The 25,366-nt window shown below is 61.4% G+C and carries 17 protein-coding genes; 3 read left to right on the top strand and 14 right to left on the bottom strand.

From position 1 onward, the window contains the following. Positions 1-10: 10 nt before the first annotated feature. Genes BUC36_RS01085 through BUC36_RS01075 form a run of 3 tightly spaced genes read right to left on the bottom strand, consistent with a single transcriptional unit; the run spans position 11 to position 2,417 of the window. Entirely contained in the window at positions 11-817 is an 807-nt protein-coding gene (locus tag BUC36_RS01085; protein ID WP_073270606.1) for an FAD/NAD(P)-binding protein, read from the bottom strand. Continuing rightward, positions 814-1,299 carry a cyclic nucleotide-binding domain-containing protein gene (locus BUC36_RS01080; RefSeq protein WP_073270604.1) on the bottom strand — a complete coding sequence of 162 codons (486 nt, stop codon included), beginning with the start codon at positions 1,297-1,299 and terminating at the stop codon, positions 814-816. The genes BUC36_RS01085 and BUC36_RS01080 overlap by 4 nt, the downstream gene beginning before the upstream one ends. Beyond that, entirely contained in the window at positions 1,296-2,417 is a 1,122-nt protein-coding gene (locus BUC36_RS01075; protein ID WP_073270601.1) for a 4Fe-4S dicluster domain-containing protein, read from the bottom strand. The genes BUC36_RS01080 and BUC36_RS01075 overlap by 4 nt, the downstream gene beginning before the upstream one ends. A 133-nt stretch (positions 2,418-2,550) precedes the next feature. On the opposite strand from BUC36_RS01075, the gene BUC36_RS01070 reads away from it, so the two are divergent. After that, positions 2,551-3,099 carry a GNAT family N-acetyltransferase gene (locus BUC36_RS01070; RefSeq protein ID WP_073270599.1) on the top strand — a complete coding sequence of 183 codons (549 nt, stop codon included), beginning with the start codon at positions 2,551-2,553 and terminating at the stop codon, positions 3,097-3,099. Positions 3,100-3,162: 63 nt separating this feature from the next. Here BUC36_RS01070 and BUC36_RS01065 read toward each other — a convergent pair whose 3' ends face one another. Together BUC36_RS01065 and BUC36_RS01060 are read right to left on the bottom strand one after the other, a co-directional pair. After that, on the bottom strand, positions 3,163-11,829 hold the full coding sequence (locus tag BUC36_RS01065) for a GH36-type glycosyl hydrolase domain-containing protein (RefSeq protein ID WP_073270597.1): 8,667 nt from the start codon (positions 11,827-11,829) through the stop codon (positions 3,163-3,165). A gap of 2 nt (positions 11,830-11,831) precedes the next feature. Next, positions 11,832-12,815 (bottom strand): universal stress protein, encoded by a 984-nt coding sequence (locus tag BUC36_RS01060; protein ID WP_073270595.1) that lies wholly within the window; start codon positions 12,813-12,815, stop codon positions 11,832-11,834. Positions 12,816-13,128: 313 nt separating this feature from the next. Here BUC36_RS01060 and ppsA point away from each other — a divergent pair, with 313 nt between their 5' ends. Then, positions 13,129-15,540: a phosphoenolpyruvate synthase gene (gene ppsA, locus BUC36_RS01055; protein WP_073270592.1), complete on the top strand. Its 2,412-nt coding sequence runs from the start codon at positions 13,129-13,131 to the stop codon at positions 15,538-15,540. Here ppsA and BUC36_RS01050 read toward each other — a convergent pair. Next, the gene (locus tag BUC36_RS01050; protein ID WP_073270590.1) at positions 15,537-18,254 is read right to left on the bottom strand and encodes a cation-translocating P-type ATPase; all 2,718 of its coding nucleotides are present in this window, start codon (positions 18,252-18,254) and stop codon (positions 15,537-15,539) included. The genes ppsA and BUC36_RS01050 overlap by 4 nt on opposite strands. 182 nt (positions 18,255-18,436) lie before the next feature. On the opposite strand from BUC36_RS01050, the gene BUC36_RS01045 reads away from it, so the two are divergent. Continuing rightward, positions 18,437-18,925 (top strand): Crp/Fnr family transcriptional regulator, encoded by a 489-nt coding sequence (locus tag BUC36_RS01045; RefSeq protein ID WP_073270588.1) that lies wholly within the window; start codon positions 18,437-18,439, stop codon positions 18,923-18,925. A gap of 38 nt (positions 18,926-18,963) precedes the next feature. Here BUC36_RS01045 and BUC36_RS01040 read toward each other — a convergent pair whose 3' ends face one another. From BUC36_RS01040 to atpD, 8 genes are read right to left on the bottom strand one after another with little or no spacing between them, the layout of a single operon-like run. Beyond that, entirely contained in the window at positions 18,964-19,821 is an 858-nt protein-coding gene (locus tag BUC36_RS01040) for a F0F1 ATP synthase subunit gamma (protein ID WP_073270586.1), read from the bottom strand. Then, complete coding sequence (locus BUC36_RS01035; protein WP_073270583.1) at positions 19,818-21,296, bottom strand: F0F1 ATP synthase subunit alpha; 1,479 nt, start codon at positions 21,294-21,296, stop codon at positions 19,818-19,820. Before BUC36_RS01035 ends, BUC36_RS01040 begins: the two co-directional genes overlap by 4 nt. Next, positions 21,297-22,052, bottom strand: coding sequence for a F0F1 ATP synthase subunit delta (locus tag BUC36_RS01030; RefSeq protein ID WP_073270581.1), 756 nt, complete (start codon positions 22,050-22,052; stop codon positions 21,297-21,299). 38 nt (positions 22,053-22,090) lie between these two features. Beyond that, positions 22,091-22,360 carry an ATP synthase F0 subunit C gene (atpE, locus tag BUC36_RS01025; protein ID WP_073270579.1) on the bottom strand — a complete coding sequence of 90 codons (270 nt, stop codon included), beginning with the start codon at positions 22,358-22,360 and terminating at the stop codon, positions 22,091-22,093. After that, positions 22,357-23,070 (bottom strand): F0F1 ATP synthase subunit A, encoded by a 714-nt coding sequence (locus BUC36_RS01020; protein WP_073270577.1) that lies wholly within the window; start codon positions 23,068-23,070, stop codon positions 22,357-22,359. The genes atpE and BUC36_RS01020 overlap by 4 nt, the downstream gene beginning before the upstream one ends. A 3-nt stretch (positions 23,071-23,073) precedes the next feature. Then, positions 23,074-23,349, bottom strand: coding sequence for an AtpZ/AtpI family protein (locus BUC36_RS01015; protein WP_073270574.1), 276 nt, complete (start codon positions 23,347-23,349; stop codon positions 23,074-23,076). Positions 23,350-23,369: 20 nt separating this feature from the next. Then, on the bottom strand, positions 23,370-23,777 hold the full coding sequence (locus tag BUC36_RS01010) for a F0F1 ATP synthase subunit delta/epsilon (protein ID WP_073270572.1): 408 nt from the start codon (positions 23,775-23,777) through the stop codon (positions 23,370-23,372). Further along, positions 23,777-25,183: a F0F1 ATP synthase subunit beta gene (gene atpD, locus BUC36_RS01005; protein WP_073270570.1), complete on the bottom strand. Its 1,407-nt coding sequence runs from the start codon at positions 25,181-25,183 to the stop codon at positions 23,777-23,779. Before atpD ends, BUC36_RS01010 begins: the two co-directional genes overlap by 1 nt. Between the last annotated feature and the right edge of the window lie 183 nt (positions 25,184-25,366).

Genomic DNA, 25,366 nt, shown 5'->3' with positions numbered 1-25,366 from the left:
TTTCTTTATCTTAAAGCGCGCGAATATCAAACCATGGGCGAATGTCCCGATAGCAAAAGACCGGACCGTCTTTACAGACAAAGTTCGGTCCCCACTGGCAGTGGCCACAGTGCCCAATGGCGCACTTCATATTGCGTTCCATCGAAAGATAGATGGCTTCTGTTGCAACCCCTTTAGCCAGCAGTACCTGAATGCAAAAACGCATCATCACTTCCGGGCCGCAGAGAAATACCAGGGCATTTTCTATATCCACCGACGCCGCACCCAGCGGCTTGGTAATGACGCCGATCTGTCCCGGCCACCCGGTATCCGCGTGATCGACGGTAGTGACAACTTTCAGCGCTCGACTCCACTGCTCTACTTCCGCTGCGTAGAGCATTTCCTGCGGCCGCCGCGCGCCGTAGAAGAGCTGTACCGAAGCTGGCCGGGCACTGCCCGCCATCAGCGCCTGGACGATCGGCCGCAAAGGCGCCATACCCAGGCCGCCGGCGACAACCAGCAGCTGGCGGCCGGCCACCTTGTCCATAGGCCAGCCGCAACCGAAAGGGCCGCGCACACCGAGTGAATCACCCTCGTTCAGGCGGTGCAGCGCACGCGTCACCAGGCCCTGAATGCGGATCGTGTGGACGTAGCTGCCATCCCCTTGCAGCCCGCTCATGGAGATCGGCACTTCGCCGGCGCCGAAGGCGTACAACATATTGAACTGGCCGGCAGAACAGCGGCGCGCGCCCCCTGCGGACTCCGGCGAAATCCTCACGGTGCAGGTTCCCGGAAATTCCTCCACCCTGCTGTCGATACGGTAGATCGCCGGGGTCATTGCCGGGTTTCAGCCGTCCGCGGACGCTCGCTGCTGTAGACGTCCAGCAGTTGCAGACGCGTGGCCTGCAGTCGCTCGGTCACTATCCGCGCGAAGCGTTTCATCAGTTCAAACCCGAGCCGTGGATCCTCCTCACATTTCTGCCGCAAGCACTTGCCGTCCAGGCGCACGGCGCGGACTTTTTCCAGGGCGCGGGCATCGAAGGTCCAGCGATAGGGAGGAAACAGCCAGGACCAACCGAAAATATCGCCGTCGTGCAATGTCTGCAGGCAGAGGGCGCCGTGGTTGGGCATATAGGTTTCCACCGCCACGCGCCCCTCTCGAATAACGTAGAAGAAATCCGCCGGGGCGTTTTCCCGCGCAATGTATTCGCCAGCGTTATAGACACAGTTTTCGCCACAACCGCCGATGAGTGTCAGATCTGCCTCGGGCAGATCCTGAAAAAGCGCGTGCTGCTGCAACAACTGCTGGATACCCCTCACCCTGATTCGGCCTCCCGGATTCGCTGGACTTCCTCGGTGATATCGATACCTACCGGGCACCAGGCAATACAGCGCCCGCAACCGACGCAACCCGAGGAGCCGAACTGGTCGTACCAGGTAGCCAGCTTGTGGGTCATCCACTGGCGGTAGCGGGAACGGGTGTCCGCGCGCACGGCGCCGCCACTGATATAGCTGAAATCCCCGGTAAAGCAGGAGTCCCAGCGCTCCCAGCGCTCGGCGTGGTCGCCGGAGAGATCGGTGGTGTCCTCCACCGTCGAACAGAAACAGGTGGGGCACGCCATGGTGCAATTGGCACAGGACAGGCAGCGATCGGCCACCTGATCCCAACTGGGGCTGTCGTAATTGCGATACAGCAGCGCTTGCAGGTCGGCACTGTCGAAGTGCCGCGGCCCCTGCGCCATCTGCTCGGCGGTCCGGCGCACCGCATCCTGTGCCAGCCTATGGTGTCGCTCGGTGGCCGGGGACAGCGGCAATTGCCGCAGTATCTCTTCGCCGTCCGCGGAACCGCCGCGCAGCAGGAAAAAATGCTCGGCGCCGTCAATAACCTCAGTCATCTCGAGATCACAGGGCAGTGTGACTCCGGGGCCGGTCTGCATCGAGGTACAGAAACAGGTCGCAGCGGCGGAGGTACAGTTCACCGCCACGGTAAAGAGTTTTGCCCGGCGCTGGCTGTAGCTGTCGTTGCGATACTGGTCGGTAACGAAAACGCGATCCTGCGCGGCGATGGCGTGCAATTCGCAGCTGCGCACACCGAGAAACGCCATTGCCGGCACGGTTTCCACCGCGGCAGTTATCTGCATGGAGTGCCCGGTCTTCTGCGCCTGCCATACCGGTCGACGCGGCAGCTGCAGGAATTTCTTCCACGAGTGGGGCCCGGCCGCATAGCCGAAGTAGGCGCCGTCCTGGCGTCGCTTTAGCCGATATCGTCCTTTCTCTTGATCATCACCCCAACCTTGCGGTAGATCCCCAACAGCATGAATCTCGTCGTAGACAATGGCCCCATCGCGCAGCGTCGGGCCCATTACCTGGTAGCCCGCCGCGCGTAAGGCCTGAATCAGTCGATCCAGATTCGCAGCTAACAGAACAAAGTCTTGCATCTTGCCAAGGGCCCGTCCCGGTCTCTGCAGCGTTTAAATAATTTCATTTGGCGGCCCGGGAATATTTTCAGAGATCTATTATTGAGACAGATTGTAGAGACCTGCGGAATGGCTTGAGAGGAGGCAGATGACAATGTCCAGTGAACAACCCCAGAAAGTGCTATCCACTGCCGTCACGGAAAAATTGCAAGATGGGCAGGTGGTAACCATCCGCCCGATGGATAGAAGCGACATTGAGCTGGAGCGGGAGTTTCTCACCAGCCTTTCCCCGGATGCCAGGCGTTTTCGTTTTCACGGCGGTATCGGCAAACCAACCCAGAAACTGCTCGAGCAGCTGACTGATATTGATCACGAGCAACGTGAGGCCTTTATTGCAGTGATCCCAAAAGATGCGGGAGAAAAGGAAATCGGCGCATCCCGCTATGCTCTGGATCCGGATGGCAAGGCGGCAGAGTGCGCAGTCGTGGTCGGCGATGAGTGGCAACAACACGGACTCGGCATTCTATTGATCAGTCGGCTGATAGAGTCGGCGCGCGCCCGCGGCATTGAGCGCCTCTATTCGATAGAGGCGGCGGATAATCACATACTGAATGAAATCGCGCGGAAGTGGGGTTGGGAATGTCACTCGGATCCGAAAGACCCCACTCAGGTGATTTACAGCCTCGATCTGACCGGGGCTTAGGGCCCCACGACCGTCAGCGGTAACTTCTGATCTGCCTGCGACAAAATTGCCCGCGAGCAGTCATTATTCAGAGTTATTCTCCGGCGGCACAAAAATGACTCTGACGCGGTGCTCACCGCCATCGTCTGCGAGGGGGATACGCTCGCCAGTGGCGCGAACGCCATCTATGGTGAGTTCCCAAATCTTGCGCGGACAGCCGCCGCAGTTTTCCACCTCGATCTCATAGCGGCTGCTGCCAAAGCGCAGAGACAGCTGGAACTGTTTCCAATCACCGGGCAGGCAGGGCCTGATCTCGAGACTGTTGCCATCGCAGATACGCGCGCCCAAGAGTGCCTCCAGCGCGCCGCGGTATAGCCAGCCGGAGGCGCCGGAATACCAGGTCCAGCCGCCGCGTCCCACATGGGGTGCTACCCCGTAGACATCACCGGCGAGAACATAGGGCTCGGTGCGATAGCGCTGCACCCCGTCGGCGTTAGCCGTATGGGTAATCGGATTGAGCAGGCTGAACAGGTGGTGGGCGCGCTCGCTGTGGCCGAGACCGGCCGCCGCCCAGACCGCCCAGGTGGCCGCGTGCGTGTACTGGCCGCCGTTTTCGCGAATACCCGGCGGGTAGCCCTTGATATAGCCGGGATCCTTCTTGGTGCGATCGAACGCGGGCGCCAGCAGCAATATCTGCCGGGCGTCCTCCTGCACCAGGTAGCGATAGGCGGATTCCATTGCTTCAGCGGCGCGCGCGGCGGGTTCGGCTGGCGCCAGCACCGACCAGGTCTGCGCAATCAGATCGATTCTGCACTCGTCACTCTGCGCGGATCCCACCGGCGTGCCGTCGTCATAGTAGGCGCGCCGATACCAGGCGCCGTCCCAGCCGCTCTCCTCCACTTGCTGGTACAGGTTATCGCCGAGCTGGCGGTAGTGTTCGGCCAGTGCGGTATCGCCGATGTATTCGCACAGCGGCGCCATATCGCGGCAGACCCGCAGCAGGAACCAGCCCATCCAGACACTTTCGCCGCGGCCGGTGGTGCTGATACGGTTGAAGCCGTCATTCCAGTCGCCGTTGCCGATGACCGGCAGCCCGTGGGGGCCGACGGCACCGGCCCGCTCTATCGCGCGACAGCAGTGTTCATAGAGCGAACCCGACTCATCGCTGGTTGCATACTCGGCGTAGCGCTCGTTCTCGTCCTTTTCCAGCGGCGGCCCCTGCAGATAGGAGACCGACTGGTGCAATATGTCGTAGTTGCCGGTGGTGCGGATGTACTGTGCGGTGACAAACGGCAGCCACAGCAGGTCGTCGGAGCAGCGTGTGCGCACGCCGCGCAACGGTTTTTCATGCCACCAGTGCAGGACATCGCCCTCCTGAAACTGTCGTGACGCGGCGCGCAGGATATGGCCACGTGTCCACTCGGGGTGGGTCCACAGCAACGCCTGCACATCCTGCAATTGGTCGCGAAAACCGAAGGCTCCGCTCGACTGGTAAAAGCCGCTGCGGCCCCACAGGCGACAGGCCAGGGTCTGGTACGGCAACCAGCGATTGACCAACAGCTCGGTGGCGCGATCGGGCACCTGGATCTGCACGCTGCCGAGGAAGTCCTCCCAGAACTGTTCGAACTCGGTGCGCGCCCGCTCTGCCCTTTCCGGCTGGCGGAACTCCGCCGCCAGTGACAGCGCCTCCGCGCGGTCCGCACCTTCGCCGAGCACGAAATAAACCTGTTGGGTGTCGCCGGGGGCGAGATCCACATGCACCTGGTAAGCCGCGCAGGGGTCGCCGCCGCACTGCACCCGCCCCGACAGGCCGATACGAAACATGGCCTCGGGTGCCGCCAGGTCTCCGCCGGTGCCGACGAATTCGTGCCGGTCGGTCGTCAGTCCGTGGGGCGGCAGGCTCGCGGTCAGGAATCCGACGCCGGGCTGGGGATCGGGCACGAAGGCGTTGCGGGCCAGCAGCGCGTGGCTGTCGGCGACAAATTCACTGACCAGGTGCGGCCAGCTGTTGGCGCGCGTCAGGCCCTGCACCCATTCCAGATAGTAGGTAACCGTCAGACGCCGCGGCCGCTGCCAGCAGTTTGTCAGGGTCAGGCGCCCTATTTTTACCGGTGCCGTGCGGTCGACGAATACTCGCCAGGCCTGTTTCAGGCCGTGACTGTTGTGGCGGTATTCACTGTAGCCGGCGCCGTGATAAACCTGGTAATCGCCCTTGGCGGCCCGCGGTGCCGGCGTTGGGGACCAGACTTCGGCGGTCTCCTCGTCGCGCAGGTACAGGGCCTCGCCGCTGGGGTCGCGAACCGGGTCATTGTTCCAGGCAGTCAGCCGGTGCTCGCCGCTGTTGCCACTCCAGGTACAGCAGGAGCCGCTCTCCGATACCAGACAGCCGAAGTCCGGATTGGCGATCACATTGACCCAGGGTGCCGGCGGGCGCTGGCCCGCCTTCAGGTGCAGGACATACTCGCGCCCGTCGGCGCTGAAGCCACCGATACCATTGTCGAACTGCAGGTCGTCGGGACGCTCGAGCACCGGCGTTGGCTCCGGCGCGTAGTCGGCAGAGTGTACAGGCACAAACGGCGGCAGCGGCTGCAGCTGCGCCTGCAATTTCGCGCCGGCGGCTTCCAGCTGCGCGGCTACGGACCCGGCGGCCGAATCCAGCAACGTCCTGGCGGCGCCCAGCAATCGCACCCGCTCCGCGGCCGGCAGCTCCATACCCGGCACTATCACCACCGAGCCGTTGAGTTTGCGCATTGTGCGCCCGCGGATATCGATAATGAGTTGCTGCAACCGATCGCGGGTCTGCTGGGCATAACCGGCGGACTCCTCGTCGATAAGTACCAGGTCGACGCCGATACCGCGACCAGACCAGTAGGTGTGTGCCTGGATGATCGATTCGGCAAAACCGATATCCTGTTCATTGCGAATCTGTACCAGCAGTATCGGGTTGTCACCGGATATTCCGCGGCTCCACAGGCATGGCTGGATATGGGCGCTTTGACTGAGTACCTGGGAAGACGCGCGCAGGCCGCCGCCGGGCGCCAGCACCGCCGACAGCAGGTCCATCATCCAGGGCAAGTCGATAGCGGCGATATGCAGGTGGCGCAGTTCCTGCTCCGACTGCATGCGCGCGAGATCAAAGATCCAGCGCGCTTTCGGCTGCGAGCGGTACGAATGGAGTACCGACAGCAGTTCCCGCCGCGACTTGCTGACACCAGTGAGATATATCACCTCGATCTCGGCCTGCGCCGGCACCACTACTTCCTGCCCTGAGGCGATCACGGCATCCAGTACCGGGCCGGTGGTACCGGTAAAGCCGTCGAGTCCGGCGGCCACCGCTTGCGGATACGCGGGCGAACCGCCGCGGCCGAGAAAACGCTGGCGGTCCGTTTCCCAGGCCAATTGATGCTTGAGGCCTGCCGGAACCAATACGCCATGGGCCAGGTAGATCGGTTTCTCCGCGCTGCTGCGCGGCCGGCGCCGGTAGAGCATCGTGCGCTCTTCCGGGAGATACTGACTCTCGACAAAAAGCTTGGCGAAGGCCGGGTGGCGCAGGTCCTCATTTTCCGGCGCCAGCACCACTTCGGCATAGTTCGCCAGCAACAACCGGCGAGCGCGACCACTCTCGTTTTTAATAATCAGCCGGCGTACTTCGATATCGTGCTGGGAACTCAACGCCACCTGCAGCCGGCAAAAAAGCTCGGCCTCGCGGCGCTGAAACTCGATGCTCTGGGGGGAAAAATGTGCAGAGCAGTTGTCCCCATCACCGCCACAGGGTGCAAGGCCGACGGAAAACAAATGACTGTTATCGAGATCGCGCACATAACACCACTGTCCCCACTGATGCCGTGTCGGATCCGGCTGCCACCGGGTAACCGCGATATTGTGCCAATAGCTACCGCCACCGCCATCCGCAGACTGCACCACGCTAAGGTGGCCGTTGGAAAGCAGGTTGTACTGGGCATAGGGACGTTGGGGCGATGCCCACCAACTCTCCAGTGCCACCTCCGGGTGAAAACTTCGCATGACCCCGGGGCGCTTCCAGGGTCGTGGCGCCGGCGGTGCGCTGGGTATGCGCTCGTGCAACAGTGCGGTGAGCCCGCCAATGCGCACATCTCCGTGGAAGCGGCGCAGCATGATGTCATCGTGGAAAAAGTTGTTCAGGGCAAGCAGGATCATGCCCTGGTGATGGCTCATGTAGGAGCGAACGACACGCGCACGCCGGGGAGCCGGCTTGGCGGTGCGACCGAAATCGATCGCTTCGTAGAGGCCGTATTGTCCACTGCCGCCGTGCGCCCGCAGTGCTCGCAAGTTCTCCATCACTTCGTCCGCACCAAACGGCAACGCCATCATCGAGGAATACGGCGATACCACGATGCGCTCGCCGAGGTCGCGGCGGAAACCGATGCCCGGCACACCGAAGGCGTGGTACTGGTAGTGCAGATGGCTGTCCAGTTCGTAATAGCCCGACTCGGAAATACCCCAGGGCAGCCCCAGGCGCCCGGTAAACTGGCGGTGCGCGTCGATCGCATTGCGGCAGGCACGCCACAGCAGGCTCCGGTCCGGCGTTTCCATCAGCAGGCGCGGCATCAGGTATTCAAACAGCGTGGCACTCCAGGACATCAGCACCACCTTGCGATGCAGCTGCCGGAATGGCCGTTCCAGGTGACGCCAGTGCCGCGCCGGCACATCGCCCTTGGCAATCGCCAGGAAACCGGTGAGGCGCGACTCCGATGCCAGCAGATCGTAATAATTTGGATCCAGCTTGGCATCGGTAACGTTGTAGCCGATGTGAAAAAGATGGCGCTCGCTGTCGTAGAGAAAGGCGAAATCCATTTCCGCCACCCAGCGCCGCGCCCGGTCGACCAGCCCGTACAGCTCGGCACAATAGATATTGGTGTTATCGGCTGCCGTCTGCAGCACCGCACGCAGCCTTTGATTCCATGCGGCGGCCTCTTCTTTCTGTTCTGCGGTTGTACCATCGAGCACACTGTCCAGTGCGTCGATAAGCTTCAGTGCATCGGGGCGGATCGCCGGCAGGCTGGCCATCGATACGGGGCCAGTGAGCAAATTGGACAGTGCACGAAACTTCGCCTGCGGCGACTCGTCGCCCTGCCCCGCGGATTCCTGGCGATAGAGTTCCGGCGGCGACTCGAGCAGGCGCTGCCAGGGTTCGAATGTTTCCTGATAGCGTCGCGCACCGACCGCCTGGTGATGCAATTCATCGAGCCACTGCCGCAGTCGCGACAGAGCCTCGGCACTGAAATTGCGATCGTCACTCTCGATAACTGCGATTACGCGCTCTTGGAGTGCAGGCACCTCCCGCTCGTAGATCTCATCAATGGTCCGCCACCAGTGTCGATCAGCGGCCCGCTGTTCCAGGCGTTCGCGCAGCTCGCGAATTTCACCGATTACCGTCTGCACCGCGGTCATACTGTCGGCACTTTCATCCGGCTGGAGCGTTTCCTCGACAACGCCGAGCGTATCCGCAATGCCCAGTACAAGCTGGCGACCATCGAACGGCCGCAGCAGCAGTTCCTCCAGCCCCTGAGCCACGGTCAGCAGGCTCGCTGCCAGGTTGCCACTGTCCACGGAGGAGACGTAACGCGGCTGCAGGGGGCGCAGCTCCCGCGTTTCATACCAGTTCAGGAAGTGGCCGCGGTAACGTTCGAGACCAGCCATGCGGTCGAAGCTGTTACCCAACCGCGCCAGCAGCTGTGACAGGTCCAGATAGCCAAAGTCATAGGCGCTCAGGATACTTAACAGGCCAAGTCCAATATTGGTCGGCGACGTGCGCCGCGCCAGTACGGCAAGCGGCTCCTCCTGGTAGTTGTCCGGCGGCAGCCAGTGATCGTCGGGCCCCATGAACTGCTCAAAGAAATGCCACGTGCGCCGGCTCACCAGGCGAAGTTCGCGGCGGTCGGCCTCACTGATTGACGGCGCTGTCACGCGGTGAGGCCGATCGATACGGTAAATCAGCTGCGGCGCGAACAGCCATGCCAGCAACAGCGGTGCAGCGGCGAGTAGATTGGCTGGGCCCCACCACAGCAACAGCGCCGTAACGATCAGCGCGAATGCCGGGCAAACCCACAGTTGCCGCCAGGTCTCCTGTGCCTTTGCACTCGCACCCACCAAGCGGTTCACGTGGGCCGCCGAAGTCCACTCCAGCAGGCGATGGCGGGAAATGCCGAGCCGGTAGAGCGTGCGCACTATGGCATCCAGTGCATTGAATGCGTAGCGCGGCAGCAGCGCCAGTGAAAGCCCCCAATGCACGAAGCGCTGCTGCAGCAGGGTGGGACTGCCGCGCCAATGTCGGTGGATGTACAGCGGCGCGGCTACCGTCCGCCACAGAAGCGACAATAGCTCCACCCAGACCGGTGTCGCGGCCACCAACAGCAGGCCGAGTGTCCACAGCCACGCACTGCCCGGCAGCCACCCGCTCCACGCCAGCAGGAACAGAGTCAGCAGGCTCGGTGCCTCGAGGCTGCGGCGCAGGTTATCGACGATTTTCCAGCGATGGATTGGCGGCAGAGGATTCGCGACCTTGTCGCCGGATGCTGTGCGCACCTTCCGCCGCAGCCAGGGCAGCAGTTGCCAGTCACCGCGTATCCAGCGGTGGGAGCGGCGCAGTAACGCAAAGATGTTGGGCGGATACTGCTCGTAGAACACACTGTCCGACATCAGGGCCGTGCCACCAATCGCACCTTCCAGCAGGTCGTGACTGAGCACGGCATTCTCCGGCAGGCTCCCCACCAGGGTCTCATTGAAAATCCTGGGGTCGTAAATGCCTTTGCCGGTGAATATGGCTTCGCCGAAGAGGTCCTGGTAGGCATCGGAAACCGCATGGGTGTAAATATCCACGGTGCGATCGCCGGAAAATACGTCGGTAAAAATCGTATCGGCGGAGCTGGTCGGGTCTGTTTCCAGGCGCGGCTGCAAGAATCCGAAGCCCGCCACTACTCTCCGCTGCCCGCTGTCTACCAGCGCCTGGTTCAACGGGTGTGCCAGAGCTCCCACGAGACGCCGCGCGCTGCCCGGTGGCATGTGGGTATCCGCATCCAGGGTAATCACATAGCGAATATCGCCTAGCAGTGCGCGATCGCCGAAACAGGTAGCGAAGTCTGTATCCTCACCGCGCAGCAGGCGATTGAACTCAATCAACTTACCGCGTTTGCGCTCCCACCCCATCCAGCAGGATTCTTTCGGATTCCAGCATCGCCTGCGGTGTAGCAAAAGAAACGGCGAGCGACCCTCGTTTTCGAGGTAGCGCTGGTTCAGCTGGCGCAGTTGCTCGTCGGCGTCCACCAGCAGTTGCGCATCCCCCTCCTCATCTTTTGTGGGTGTGTCGGCGAAATCGCTCAGGATCGCGAACACCAGGTTGGGGTCGTCATTATTGAGAAAATTGACTTCCAGGCATTCGAGATTGCGCTGCAGGTCTTCGAGATCGGTCAGCAGTACCGGCATCACCACCGCTGTACGACGGTCGTCCGGCAGGCCGAGTTCGTAGTCCAGTTTGGCGAGTTTGCGCGGCGGCAGAGTGTGGGTAATGAGCCCATTGACGAGTGCCAGGGCCATCCCCAATAGCGGCACCGTGACAATAATTAACACCAACAGTGTCTGTATGAATGGCAGGCCACTGGCCAGAAGGTAAATTCCCAGTGCGATGATGAGCGGTACGGAAAACAGTGCCAGTGCAGAAAAATAGATGGCGACTGCTCTTTCTGACACTGCCCGATACAAGCGGCGCCTGACCGTTGGCTTGCACACGAGCGCAGCCTCCAGCTGTTGGCGCCCCTCCTCTATCAGGTAGTAGCCGACATGTCTGCGCCGATCGCCGGCGGACTGGGAAGATGCCCGTTCGACGGCCAGCCGGGCCACCTCGAGTTCGTCTCTGTCACTGCTCCGCGCCAGCTCCTCGATCACATCGCGATAGATATTGCGCGAGTCAAAATCCATCTCGGCATAGGCGGCCGCCGGATCCCGCCGCAGAGTCGCCTCTACGCGGCTCAGGGACTCGACAAACTCGCGCCAGTCATGGCTACGCAGTTCGCGCAGGCTGATAATGACACTGGCAATGCCCACATCGCTGACGTTGGACTCATCGTCAGCGGTTTGCTCCTCTTCGGCGGCTAAAGTGTCATCGGCGAACTGCACCAGTTGATCCAGCAGACCAAGACGCAAAAATGCCGGGAGCGCCCACAGCTCACCAGTGGTCATGACGACTTCGCCTTGGTAGCGGTCGACGAGTTCGCTAACCAAATCCATATCCAGGGGTTGCGCCATATCAGATACCAGCGCCTTGGCCAGCGCACGCGCACGCAGGTCGGAACGGTCTCCTTCATCCTGGATTGTCGGTAGCTGCCGGAGAAAGTGGCGTGGCAGGGACTCACGCACAAGCTCGAGGGCTTCCTGCACTATGTGGCGATTGTCCAGTAGCCACTCCTCCCCGCGGGACCCCCTATCGCCGGCTTCCACTCGCCTGGCCAGGTGACGGTATATTTCCCGGAAATGATTTTCGATTCTGCGCAGGTGGGACCTGAGGGAATAGTCACGTGCGCCACCGGCCCGCTGTTTGTGACGCCTGGCAAGCGCGTCGATATCCACTTCCAGTTGGCGGTCCTTATCGCGCTGCCGTTTCGCCGCTGAGCTACCTCCGGCGCGCGGAGTTAGTTTCGCCTTGCGCGACGATTTCAGCCCGGAAAGGAATTTACGCCCGGCGCGGCTACCCCAATTGAGTTTGCGACGCGACTTCATGATCAGCCGGCGCCGTTTTCTGAATAGAATTCCTGGCGTATCCGGCAGAAACCCTCATCTTCCGCCTCGCCCGACTGGCGGATCTCGGGTCGGTCCTGTAGAACCAGGACGGGAATGGGACTGTGACACATCACCGTTTGACAGATGTTGCCCATGACACGCTGACCGCCACTCTGCCAGTCATGCGCACTCATGGCGATCAGGTCAACCGCTTCCTCGGCCGCCGTCGCACAAATGGAATCCGCCATATTCTCCGCGATCACCAAGCGGAAACTCACCTTAATGCCGTTTTCCAGCTGCTGGGCCATTTCATCGAGATAGGACTGCGCTGCACGGCGATTGTTTTCGACAAATTTTTCGCGTGTGGCGTGCTCCTCGCGGGTAATCGGCATTCGCCTGGGCATTTCCGGCACCGCAATGACCTGTAGCAATATCAGCTCGACCGGCTGCCCGCGCATCATCGCGGCCACCTGACACGCCATCCATTCGGAATGTGGCGAGCCATCCACCGAGATCAGAATACGCCCATACGCCAACTGATCTTGACTCGGCGCTGTTACGCCCGGGCGCACGATCATGAAGGAGCGGCCGGCACCGCTGAATACTTTCTGTGCGGTGCTGCCAAAGTGGAAACGGCTGATACCGCCCTTGCCATAGGCGGTGAAAACGATGAGATCAATTTCCGCCTCTTCGCAGTATTCGACGATCTGCTCGGCGGGCCGACCCTCACGTACCGAAACGGTAACGGAGATTTCTTTGTCGGATATAAATTCGGCTAGCCGATTCAAATAGCTCTGCAATTCAGCCCTGCGCAGGCGCCAGTGCACCGGATCGATACTGTGCTCATCCGAATGGGCTGCAGTGCGCTGTACATGCAGCAGGTGGATTGCAGCTCCGCAGTTACGCGCCACCAGCACCGCGTGGCCGATGGCTTCCTCGGCGACGGAAGAGCCATCGAGCGGCAGTAGAATTTGTTTAAACAACATGCCAGTTTCCTCTGCTCGGATTGGGCAGTGGGTAATTTTCTGGATTGATGGAGGTTTTCGAGAGAGCCGCGTGACGCCGTTCCAGTGCTATCTGGTGCCGCTATCTTCATTGTATTTGCGGGCCATCTGCGGACGGGATACAACGATTCCCAGTAGAATCTTGAGTTTAGCAGCTGTAACTTTCTGCGCTGCTTTCTGAGCCCGGGTTCACCACGAATGTCCCGCCCGAAGCGTGCAGGTTTGTCTATGGTCAAAACTGCGAAATACACATTTAATGCGGGTTGGTGGCTCAGTCACTGCAAGGGAATGCACGATGCCCAAAGATCACTTTGTCCGCTGGTTTGACGCAATCGGTCTCGAAGACATAGCCGACGTCGGCGGGAAAACGGCGTCGCTGGGAGAGATGTACCGAACATTGACACCCCAGGGAATCAGGGTCCCGAATGGGTTTGCGATTACCGCAGCCGCTTACCAGGCGGTGCTGGACCAGGGCGATGCGCGGGCGTCGCTGCAGAAACTGTTTCAGCAGCATGCCACCGACGATACCCAGCAGCTGGCGCAGCTAGCCGCGCAGGCGCGCGGGGTCGTCTATGAAGCTGGCATGCCCGACGACCTGGTGCACGACATCACCGCTGCCTACGTCGATCTATGTGAACAGTACGGCCCCCAGTTGCGTCTCGCCGTGCGCAGTTCCGCTACCGCCGAAGACCTGCCGACCGCCAGTTTTGCCGGACAGCACGACAGCTTTCTGAATATTGGCGACAAGGACGGACTATTGGAGGCCTGCCGGCGCTGCTTTGCCTCGCTCTTTACCGAGCGCGCGATCAGTTACCGGGAGCGCAACGGCTTCGACCACTTCAAGGTTTCACTCGCTATTGCCGTGATGAAAATGGTGCGCGCAGACCTGGCCTCCAGTGGCGTGATGTTCACCCTGGATACCGACAGTGGCTTCAGGGACGTGGTGTTTATCAATTCGGCTTTCGGTCTCGGCGAAAACATCGTCCAGGGCGCGGTGGATCCGGACGAGTTCTATGTGCACAAACCGACTTTCGAGCGCGGCTGTCGCTGCGTGCTGCGCCGCCAGCTCGGTGCCAAGCAGCTCACCCTGGTTTGCGACGAGGATATGAACAGCCAGGAGCTGCACAATATCGAAACCCCCGATGCGCGCCGGCGACATTTCAGCCTTTCTGATGAGGACGTCCTGACGCTGACCGATTACGCCATCAAGACCGAGAAACACTACAGCGAGCGCCGCGGTGAAGACTGTCCGATGGATATCGAGTGGGCCAAGGATGGCGACGACGGCCAGCTCTATCTGCTGCAGGCCCGACCGGAGACCGTCGCCTCGCAAAAGCCGCGCAACCAGCTGCAGCGTTACCGGCTGCAACAAAAGCCCGAGAAGAATGCACTACTCGCCCAGGGCCGCGCCATAGGCACGGCCGTTGCCAGTGGCAAGCTGCGTAGAATCGCCGGCGTCGAGCAGCTGGGAGATTTCAAGGACGGCGAGGTGCTGTTCGCGGAGAGCACCAGTCCCGACTGGGGCCCGGCAATGCGTCGCGCCGCCGGACTGGTGACTGAACGCGGCGGGCGCACCTGCCACGCGGCCATTGTCGCACGGGAATTCGGCATTCCGGCGGTGGTGGGCATCGGCGAGGAAAGCGGCCAGCTGACGGCCGGTGACACCGTGACCCTGTCCTGTGCCGAGGGCGACGTGGGGAAAATTTATCGGGGTGAAATCCCCTTCAAGGTCGAAACCACGGAGCTGGACGATGTGCCACGCCCCAAGACCCGCATGATGATCAACCTCGGCAGTCCCGAGCAGGCGTTCCGCCTGAGCGCCCTGCCCTGTGACGGTGTGGGGCTGGCCCGTATGGAATTTATCGTTACCGAACATATCCAGGCGCACCCGATGGCACTGGCCTGCCCCGACCGAGTTGAGAATGAGGACGACCGAAAACAACTGGACGAACTGACCGCCAATCACGTCAGCGGTGCCGATTTCTTTATCGAAAAGCTCTCGGAAGGTATCGGCACTATCGCCGCGGCTTTCTATCCGCGCCCGGTCATCGTCCGGACATCGGATTTCAAGACCAACGAATACGCCCGCCTGATCGGTGGCACCGCCTTTGAGCCGCGCGAGGAAAACCCGATGCTTGGCTTTCGTGGCGCCGCGCGCTATGCACACGAGGCCTACGCAGCCGGCTTTGCCCTGGAATGCGCCGCGTTGAAACGCGCGCGCGAAGATATGGGTCTCGACAATATCAAGGTGATGATCCCTTTCTGTCGCCGTATCCCCGAGGCCGAACGGGTTCTGCAGGCCATGACAGAACACGGACTGGCACCCGGCGGCAACGGTCTCGAGGTGTACGTGATGTGCGAAATTCCGAATAACGTCGTGCAAGTCGATGCATTCAGCCAGCTGTTCGATGGTATGTCCATCGGCTCCAATGACCTGACCCAGCTGGTCCTGGGTGTGGACCGCGATTCAGATATCGTCGCCTTCGATTTCGACGAACGGGATCCCGGTGTATTGCAGATGATCCGCCTGGCCGTAGAGGGCGCCAAACGCAACAAGATACCGGCGGGTATCTGCGGCGAAGCGCCGTCGAACTACCCGGAAATAGCACAGTACCTGGTGGAGCTGGGAATCGATTCCATCAGCCTGAGTCCGGATGCCCTGCTGCGCACCATAGAGAAAGTGGTGGAAATAGAGTCCCGGCGCTAGGGGCGCGTTTCCGTCAGCACCGGACCCGGCGCCCTCCGCGCCGATATCCGCAACAACAATTCCATAGCCAGCAGCTGCAGTAGCGCCACTGCCAGCAGTGCCGCCCAGTGCGCCGCGCCTACCGGACTTACGCCCAACACCTCCCGCATCAGCGGTGAATACATCGACAGTATATGTATGCCCTGCGCCGCCAGGGTGCCCAGCAGCAATATCGGGTTGCTGAAAAAACGCTGCTGGAATATCGAGTGGGTTTCCGAGCGGCTGTTGAATACCTGCACATTCTCGAACAACACCATCAGTAACAGCAGGCTGTTGCGCGCCGCGTCCACTGACCAGCCCTGCTGCAACAGCGCATAGAAACAGATAAAACCGAGGCCGCCCATCACTAGGCCGGAAGTAATAACACGGCGCAGCATCAGCGGATTGAACAGGGATTCCCGCGGCGGCCGCGGCGGCTTCTGCATCTCGTCGCCCTCCCCCGGTTCCAGTGCCAGGCCGATACTCTGCACGCTGTTGGTGACCAGGTTGAGCCACAACAGTTGCACCGGCGTCAACGGCAGTGACAGGCCGAGGGCGGTACTGAGTACGAACAGCACCACTTCGGCGGCTCCGGTGGAGATGAGGAAGAAAATGACCTTGCGAATATTCTGGTAGGCGATGCGCCCCTCTTCGACGCCGGAAACCACCGAGGCAAAATTGTCATCGGTCAGCAGCAGATCCGCAGACTCCTTGGCCACCTCGGTACCGCGCTGTCCCATGGCCACACCCACGTGCGCGCTCAATAGCGCCGGCGCGTCATTGACCCCGTCGCCGGTGACCGCGACAAATTCACCCTGGCGTTGCAGCGACCGCACGATAGTCAGTTTCTGTTCCGGCGAGACACGGGCGTAAACCCGTGTCCTGGCGGTCAGTGCGTCTATCGCATCCGCTCCGGTTTTTTCCGCCAGTGCGAGTTCGACACCCGTCACCGCACCTTCATCGCCGTCTGCCAATCCCAGTTCTCGCGCGATGCTCAGGGCCGTGCGCGGGTGGTCCCCGGTCAGCATGCACACGCGGATACCGGCACCGCGACAGGCCCGCACCGCCGCCGCGGCTTCGGGACGCAGTGGATCGACCATAGCCACCAGTCCCAGCAGACACAGATCCTGTAAACGGGCGGTAAACTTTTCCGCGGTAAAATCTTCATCGCCCAGCCAGTTACCGTCCGCCATGGCCAGCACCCGCGCGCCGGTTTCCGCCAGCTGGTGCATGGTCGCGAGCGCACGTTCATCGTCCAGGGGCTGGTCGCCGTGCGCGGTGGCCATGCGATTGCACATGGGCAGCAGCTTTTCCAGCGCACCCTTGACACAGACGAGGCGGCGTTCGCCGTCACTGTGTAGCGTGGCGGCAAAGCCGAGTACCGGTTCGTAGTGAATCTGCGCCAGCAGCGGATGTGCCGCGAGCAGTTGCTGGCGCGTCTGCCCCGCCCTGTAAGCCATCATCAGCAGCGCCTGGTCCACGGCGTCGCCGCTGCTCTGGCAGTCCCCATTCTCGAGGGTATGAAGTTCGGCCTCGTTGCACAGTGCGGCGACACGCACGATTCGCGCCACCGCATCACCGTCTGTCACGGGCGGATCTGCGGCTGGCGGTCGGCTTTCGCTAGCGAGCGGAAACCGGTCACCGTCACAGGTCGCCACCTCGCTGGCGGTCAGCTGGTTGCGTGTCAGGGTTCCAGTCTTGTCGGCGCCGATAACGGTACAGGAGCCGAGACTTTCTACCGCTACCAGCTTGCGTACGATCACATGCCTCTTGACCATACGCCGCGTACCGATCGACAGCACCACGGTTAGAGCCATCGGCAGCCCTTCGGGAATCGCCGACACCGCCAGGGCCACGGCCGTCATGAAAATCACCAGTGGCGGCGTGTCGCGGGCCAGTTCCAATACGGCTAGCAGTGCCACGGTAGCGAGCAGGCCGATGGTGAGTTTCTTGCTGAAACGTTCGATGCGCTGGAACAATGGCGGCTGCACGGCCTCCGCTGTCTCCAGACTGAGACTCAGCCTGCCCATTTCGGTGTGCAGACCGGTCGCGATGACGAGTCCGTGCGCCCGTCCGGCTGCAATCAGACTGCCGGCGAAGCATTGATTCAGGCGCTCCGCCACGGGGGTGCCGACCTCGCACAGGGCATTGCTGTCCTTGTGTACCGGCAGGGACTCACCGGTAAGCACGGATTCGTCCACCTCGAGACCCGTCGCCTCGAGCAATCGCAGGTCCGCCGGTACCCGATCGCCGGACGCAAGCAATACAAGGTCCCCCGGCACCAGTTCGCCGGTCGCTACTTCTACCGTCTGGCCATCGCGAATCACCCGCGCCCTGCTGACCATCAGTCTGCGCAGCGCCAGTGCGCTGCGGTGGGCGTGGTATTCCTGCAGCGCACCGATCACCGCGTTGAGCAGCAGAATCAGGCCGATAAATGTCGCGTCCGCCAACTTGCCGACGAGGACCGAAACCAGCATCGCCGCCAGCAATACATAGATCAGCGGGCTGATAAACTGGCGCAGGAAGAGGCGCGAAAACCCGGGGGGGCGCGGTTGTGGCAGTGAATTGGTGCCGTACATCGCCAGGCGCCGACCGGCTTCGGCTGTGGTTAGTCCCCCTTCGCCGCTGTCGAGCCGCCGCTGCAGTTCCGGCAACGGCAGGCAATGCCACTGGCGCGAGCTGTCGGAATCGGTCATATCTTTCGAGTTACACGACTGTCTGTGTCAATGAATATGCAACACTAGTCGAAAAATGCTCTGGCGCCGCCAGTGTTGCAGTGCCCTCGCCGCGGACTTGGTCCACCAAAAAAACAAACCTGCCGCCATTGGCCCATACTTAAAGTCGAACAGCCTGCGGGCCTCCGATCGGGGAGATGGCGATGCGACTGCTAGACGGCGCGCTTTTACTGGACGAGCTCGGCATAGATCATTTGAAAGATGCCGCGGTATTCGGCGCCCTGTCCGACAAGGCGATCGCCTATCTGTTAAAAAATGGGCGTGTACACGTCCTGCACAAAGGCGACACAGTAGTAAAGACTGGGGATCCGTCAGGCTCCTTCTTCATCGTCCTGAAAGGCTCGATTGCCTATTATCAGGCATCAAACAAGCACAGAGAACATATTTACGACTTCCACTTTGGCGAAGCGATCGGCTTCGTGAGTATGATCGCGTTAACGCCCTGGCCCGGAACGGCGATAGCCGCCAGCGACAGTTACGTGCTGGAAGTGACAACGGATCTTTTTTACGCCCTGCACTGTGAGCAACCGCTGGACTTTGGCGTGCTGCTGATCAACCTTTCCCGGGAGTTAGCGCGCAGAATCCTGACTCTTATCGAAGTGGTAGCGGAACTGAAAAAGCGCGGCCGATGAAGTGGCTTGCCACTGCGGCCGCATGCGCCATCAGCCTTCTATTTTCCCGCCGGCGCCAGAGTTGCGCTGTCCACGCTGAGAAGAATCACCTCGATCTCTTCGATAATCTCTTCCTGGCGCAACTGGTTCTCCCGGTGCTGCAGCGTCTCGAGGTTGTTGTCCAGGTGCCGTACCGCTCCCTCGAGGTGCTGCATGCGCCGCAGGTTTTCCGCTGTCAGCGAAACGTAGAGAATTTCATGCAGTGCCGCAAACAAGTACTGGTCCGCCAGTTCCAGCAACAGCTGCCGCGGCTCCAGGTTCAGTTGCGGCGCGTAGGCGAATTCCGGTGTAGCGTCGCGCAGGTCTTTAAATGGCGGCAGCAGCTGCTGAACCTGTGGAGTTTCCTGTTGCGGATCCCAATAAATTGCCGTCAGTGCCAAAGCCCCACCGCCCACGTCCAGCTCCCTGACACGCGCGATCAGGCGACTTAGGGTAACATCCACCTCGTCGAGCACCGCCGCCCCATCAACTGTCGCGAGCAGTCTGTGCTGCCCGCGCAGGCGCTCACAGAGTTTGCGACCACAGGCGACCACGCCCGGTCTTTCACCCGTATAGGTTTCGAGAAATTGCGCTAATTGCTCGAGCAATACCTCATTTAAATTGCCGCAGAAACCGCGTTCCGAGCCGATCAGCAGGACGATTCCCGGCAGCGACGGGGATTCGGGCAACAACCGTGGATGGAAACTGAGAAAATCAGCAGCGATAGCCTGGATTCCACCCACCACCTGTTGCTGAATTTCGCTCACGCGCCGCAGGCGCCGAACTTCGATAAACGCCAGTGACTGCATCGCGCTGATGATCTGGCGCGCTTCCGCCAGCTGCTGGCGGTGGTGCTGCAACTCCTGTCGGTGGCTCAAGGTGCCGCCTCCACTGCCCGGTGCAACCAGTCTTTCGCCAGCGCGCTCCACTGATCGCGCTCGCTCTCCAGGGCCAGGCTGCAAGCGTCCACTTTCGTCCGCAGTTGCTGCAGCAGTCCGGGCAGTGATCCCACATCGACTTCGTCCAGCAGTCCGTCGTTAAAGGCGACCATCCACGCCAACTGGAAGCCAATCGGCAGGGGGGAAAAGCGCTCCTGCTTGAGAATCTCACGCAGCAGCCGGCCGCGGCGAATAGCCCTTTCCATACCGGCTTCCAGTTTGGCGCCGAAACGGGTGAACATCTCCAACTCGAGAAACTGCAGATAGTCCAGTTTCATGCGTCCGGCCTCGCGCTTGATCGCCGCATGCTGGGCGCGCCCGCCGATACGCGACACCGACTTGCCGATATCGATCGCCGGGCGAAATCCTCCGGCAAACAGATCCCGATCCAGATAGACCTGGCCATCGGTGATGGAAATCAGATTGGTGGGAATGTATGCGGCAATTTCTCCCAGTTTGGTTTCGACGATCGGCAGCGCGGTCATGCTGCCGCCACCGCCTGCCGCATTGAGACAGGTCGCGCGCTCCAGCAACCGTGCGTGTACGGAAAAGATATCGCCGGGAAAAGCCTCGCGCCCCGGCGGCCGCCGCAGCAGCAGCGACAGCTCGCGGTAGGTTTTGGCATGGGTGGAGAGATCGTCGAAGACCACCAGCGTGTGGCGGCCCCGACGCATCCAGTACTCGGCGATAGTGCAGCCGGCAAAAGGCGCCAGGTGCTGCAGCCCCGGCAGTGCACTCGCCTCGGCCACGACCACCACCGTGTAATCGAGCGCTCCGGAATCGCGCAGCAGTGCGATAGTCGATACCACCGACGAACGCTTCTGGCCGACGAGCACATAGACGCAGAGCACATCCTGGTCGCGCTGATTGAGCACGGTATCCAGGGCCAGGGAACTGCGCCCCAGGCCCTCGTCGCCGATCAGTAGCTGGCGCTGGCCGCGGCCAATTGGAATCAGCGTATCCAGCACCTTGCTGCCGGTGTAGAGCGGCTGCTGCACGAAGTCCCGCTCGACGATTGTCGGCGAGGCACTTTCCAGCCGCTGCCAGTCGGGGCAATCCGGCGGCGCGCCGCCGTCGAGTGGATTGCCGAGTGGATCGACAACCCGCCCGATCAATGAGTCGCCCACGACGATACCCAGCGGCCTGGCTGCCAGGCGCACCGCAGTGCCTGCCGTAAGATTTTCGGTTTCTGCCAGTAGCACCGCGCCAACCAGCGCATCGGTCAGGTCGAATACTAGGCCGCGGCTGCCGTCGTCAAAATTCAGGACATCGTCCATCGCTGCAGTAGGCAAACCGGCAACCCAGGCGATGCCGTCGCCGACGGAGATCACCCGCCCCCGCTCACGAATGCGCAATCGCGGCCGATATTCGCTGAGCCACTGTGCGCGGCGGCACAACAGTTCCCCGGTCACCACTCAGGCACCGGCGAGCTCGCGGGCCAAATGTGCGAAACCATGCAATTCGTCGCGGAGATTGGCATCCAGTTCCCAGCCCCCGATGCCGATACGCAGTCCGGCCAGCAGTTCCGGATCCTCGACGTAATGACACTGCACCTCGCGCTGCAATAGTTCGCGTAACAGTTCCGCGATCCTCTGCCGCAGTTCCGCGGCCAGCGGAAACGCGCTGGCCACTTCCGCAACCATATCCCGCTCGGAAAGCTGCGCGCGCAGCTGCTGTAGCCGGACATCATCGAGATCCTCCAGGGCGTCGACCAGCATATCTCCCAAGCGCTGTTCCAGCTCCGGCCCCGCCGCCTGCTCCAGCAGCCGCGCGGCGAATTCGCTGCCCTGCTCCAGTGCCTGCAGTTCCAGTTTGCGCTGCTGATCCTGCTGTTGGCGGCGCTCCATGGCGGCGGCTTTTTCGCGCTGCTGCGCCAGTTCCCGCTGTAAGGCCGCTTGCCGCTTTTCGCGCTCGGCGTTGAGCTCAATATCGAGGGATTCGCGGGCCTGCTCACGCTCGCCGCGCCACTGCTCGAGTCGGCCCTGATACTTTTGCTGCAGTTCCTGTGCTGAGCTCTCCATTTCCGCCGCCTTGGCCAGACGCTGCTCGATACCCTGCTGGCGACGCGCGATCACGCTCTGCACCGGGCGATAGAAAAACCGCTTCAGTATCCATACCAGCACCAGGAAGTTGATGATTTCCAGCAGGAATGTCGACCAGCTAAGTTCCACGATGTTCTCCGGAGCTAACGGACTTATTCAGAGGAGCCCTAACTCTTCAACAGATATTCCAGCAACGGATTGCGGAACAGGATGATCAGGGCGATCACCAGCACGTAGATCGCCAGGGATTCGATCATCGCCAGACCGATAAACAGCGTGCGCATAATCGAGCGCTCAGCCTCCGGCTGGCGCGCCAGCGCTTCCAGGGCGCTGCTGATGGCGCGGCCCATGGCGAAGGCGGGCCCCACGACGCCGATGCCGATGGCCAGGGCGACAACCACCGTGGAACCGAGCGCAAACCAGCTTATGTCATTCATCGTTGTTGACCTTCCCCATCCTCGTTTTCCTTGCGCTGTTCCCTCAGCATCTGTGACTGCAGGCCGCCAGCCACATAGATAAGTGCCAGCATGCCGAAAATATAGGCTTGTACCAGCGCTTCGATAATGTGCAGCATCAGTATAGGAATCGGTGCCAGGAAACCGGCGACCAGCAGAATCAGCAGCGCCGCCATTTCCAGGCTCATGATATTGCCGAACAGCCGCACGGCCAGTGCGACAGTGCGGGTGACTTCGGAGATCAGGTGGAATGGCAGCAGTATTGGTGTTGGCGTCAGGTAGTGGTGCAGGTAGCGCCGCAGTCCCTGGCTGCGAATACCAAACCAGTGTACGGACAGAAACACCAGAATCGCCAGCGCCGCCGTGGCCGACAGGTCCCGTGTGGGCGAATGTATGCCCGGAATCAGTCCACACAGATTGGCGATCACCAGAAAGATCCACAGGCTGGCGATAAATGGCAGCAACATTTGTACGTGATCCGGCGCCACCGCACGTATCGCTTCCTCGATGGCCGTCATAACACCTTCCGCCAGCGTCTGCGCGGCACCGGGGCGTGTTTGCAGGCGGCGCGACAGCAGCCAGCAGCCGAGCCAGATGGCGGCGATGATCCCCCAGGTCGTCACTACGGTACTGGTGATCTGCAGCGGACCGACCCGGAACAGCGCTGACGGAAAGAGTTGACCAGCCTCCATGCCCTACTCCCGAATCAGCAGATAGACATTGATACCACCGACTACAACGCCGGCCACAATCAGGCTCAACGTCCAACGGGTGGAATAGCCCTCGATCAGACTATCCAGCCAGTGACCCAGGTAGGCACCACCGATGACGGGCAATACGAACACCAGGCCCAGGGTGCCGATATAGATCGTCTGTGCGATGAGCGTGGGCCGGTCGCGTTCCGCCTGTTTCATGCGTCGCGCCTGGCGCTCAACGCGGTCGCGCAATTTCTTATCGCCGTTGTCGACCATGGCCGCACCTATTCCTGCGCCTATTCCTGCGCCTTGCGGCGACCGACTTCCCACAGCCGGCGCAGTATTGATTCCTCCATGCGCCGCAAACTTTCTTTCATCTCGTGGAGGCTCTGTTCCTCGGCCAGTAACTGCTGTCGCAACAGGGCCGAGATCCTCTCGTAGTCGCTGGCGACCAGGTAACTGCGGCTATAAATCTGCAAGTGATTGTCGAGAAAATAGAGCAGCCCGCCAGGCAGCGCCAGATATTGCCAGTCGTCACCACCGCAGCGAAATCGGGCCAAGCCGAACACCAGCGACGTCATGCAACGCTGATGCCCGGCGAGGATGCCGAAGCTGCCCGACAGATCTTCGCCAACAAAGGAAGTGACCCCGGCGAATTCCCGCTGCTCCATGGCCGAATACAGCCGCAGGGTGAAACTGTCCATCACCGGCTGTCGCGCATGGCACCGCGCATGTAACAGTCCTCCTCGGACAGCGCGTCGAACTCGCCGCGCAGGAAAGCCTCGCAGTCGGCCAGTGTTTGCTCCAGGGGGACGGAAACACCGGCAATGCCCGTATGCGAGGCGGTTACCATAAAAGGCTGGGTCAGGTAGCGCTGCAACTTGCGCGCACGCATCACGATGCGGCGGTCCCTCTCGGACAGTTCTTCAATACCGAGCATGGCGATAATGTCTTCCAGCTCGTGGTAGCGGGCCAGCTGCTCACGCACTCCCTCAGCGACGGCGTAGTGACGGTCGCCGAGCGTGCGCCGGTCCATCATGCGGCTGCTGGACATCAGTGGTTCCACCGCCGGATAGATGCCCTTGCCCGCCTGGGCGCGGGAAAGCACTACCGATGAATCCAGGTGACTGAAAATGGCACTCACCGCCGGGTCGGTCATGTCATCGGCGGGGACATAGACCGCCTGCACAGCGGTAATTGCGCCGGCACGGGTGGAAAGTATGCGGTCCTGCAACTCGGCCACCTCGCTGATCAGCGTCGGCTGGTAGCCAACGGTCGCCGGCATGCGCCCGAGCAGACTGGAGATCTCACTGCCCGCCTGCACGAAACGGAAAATATTGTCCATCACGAACAGGACTTCCTTTTGCAGCGTGTCGCGCAGGTACTCCGCATAGGTCAGCGCGGAGAGTCCGACGCGAAAGCGCACACCGGGCGATTCGTCCATTTGCCCGAAGGACATCAGCGTCTGCTCCATGACACCGGCCTCGCGCATCTCGTGCCACAGTTCGTGACCTTCGCGGATACGCTCACCGACTCCGGCAAAGACCGAAACACCGCGGTGCAGCGCCGCCACCGCGTGCATGAATTCCATCACCAGCACCGTCTTGCCGACGCCGGCACCGCCGAACAGCCCGGTCTTGCCACCGCGCACAAACGGGCACAGCAGGTCGATGACCTTGATGCCGGTCTCCAGGATGGCACCGGCGCCCACCGCCTCCCACAGCGCAGCGGGTGTCGCGTGAATATTGCGGTATTCACGCGCGACCAGCGGATCCCCGCCGTCCATTGGCTCACCAAAAATATTCAGCAACCGCCCGACACATTCCGGCGTTACCGGTACATGGAGAGGGGCACCGGTGTCGTACACCGGCATGCCGCGGCGCAAGCCGGCGGTGCGGTGCAATGTAATGGCACGCACGTGACGCTGATCGAGGTGCTGGTGCACTTCAAACAGATAAGTCTCGCTGTCAAGCTGGGTCTGCAGCGCCTGGCGCAGTGGCGGCAGTCGCTCGCAGCGAATCACCACCACTGGTCCGTGGACCTCTGCGATGGTGCCGATCGGCGCCAGGGCTGGTTCGGCCGGTTTCTTGTCGGCTACCGGATTGGTCATGGAAACAGTCGCCCTGCGTGGCAGCGTATTGCGGAGGCCCGCATTCCAGTCGCGCACCCTCTGCACTGCCAATTGGATTTGCTGTGCAGAAGGATAGAGGCACGCTGCGCGCTTTACCCAGCGACATCCGGCCAACGAGAGCGCATGCCCGCCAGAATCCCGGCACAGCGAACCTGTTCCTGC

The organism is Microbulbifer donghaiensis, from assembly GCF_900129095.1.
Lineage (GTDB): Bacteria > Pseudomonadota > Gammaproteobacteria > Pseudomonadales > Cellvibrionaceae > Microbulbifer > Microbulbifer donghaiensis.
This window is presented reverse-complemented; position numbering and strand designations above follow the sequence as displayed.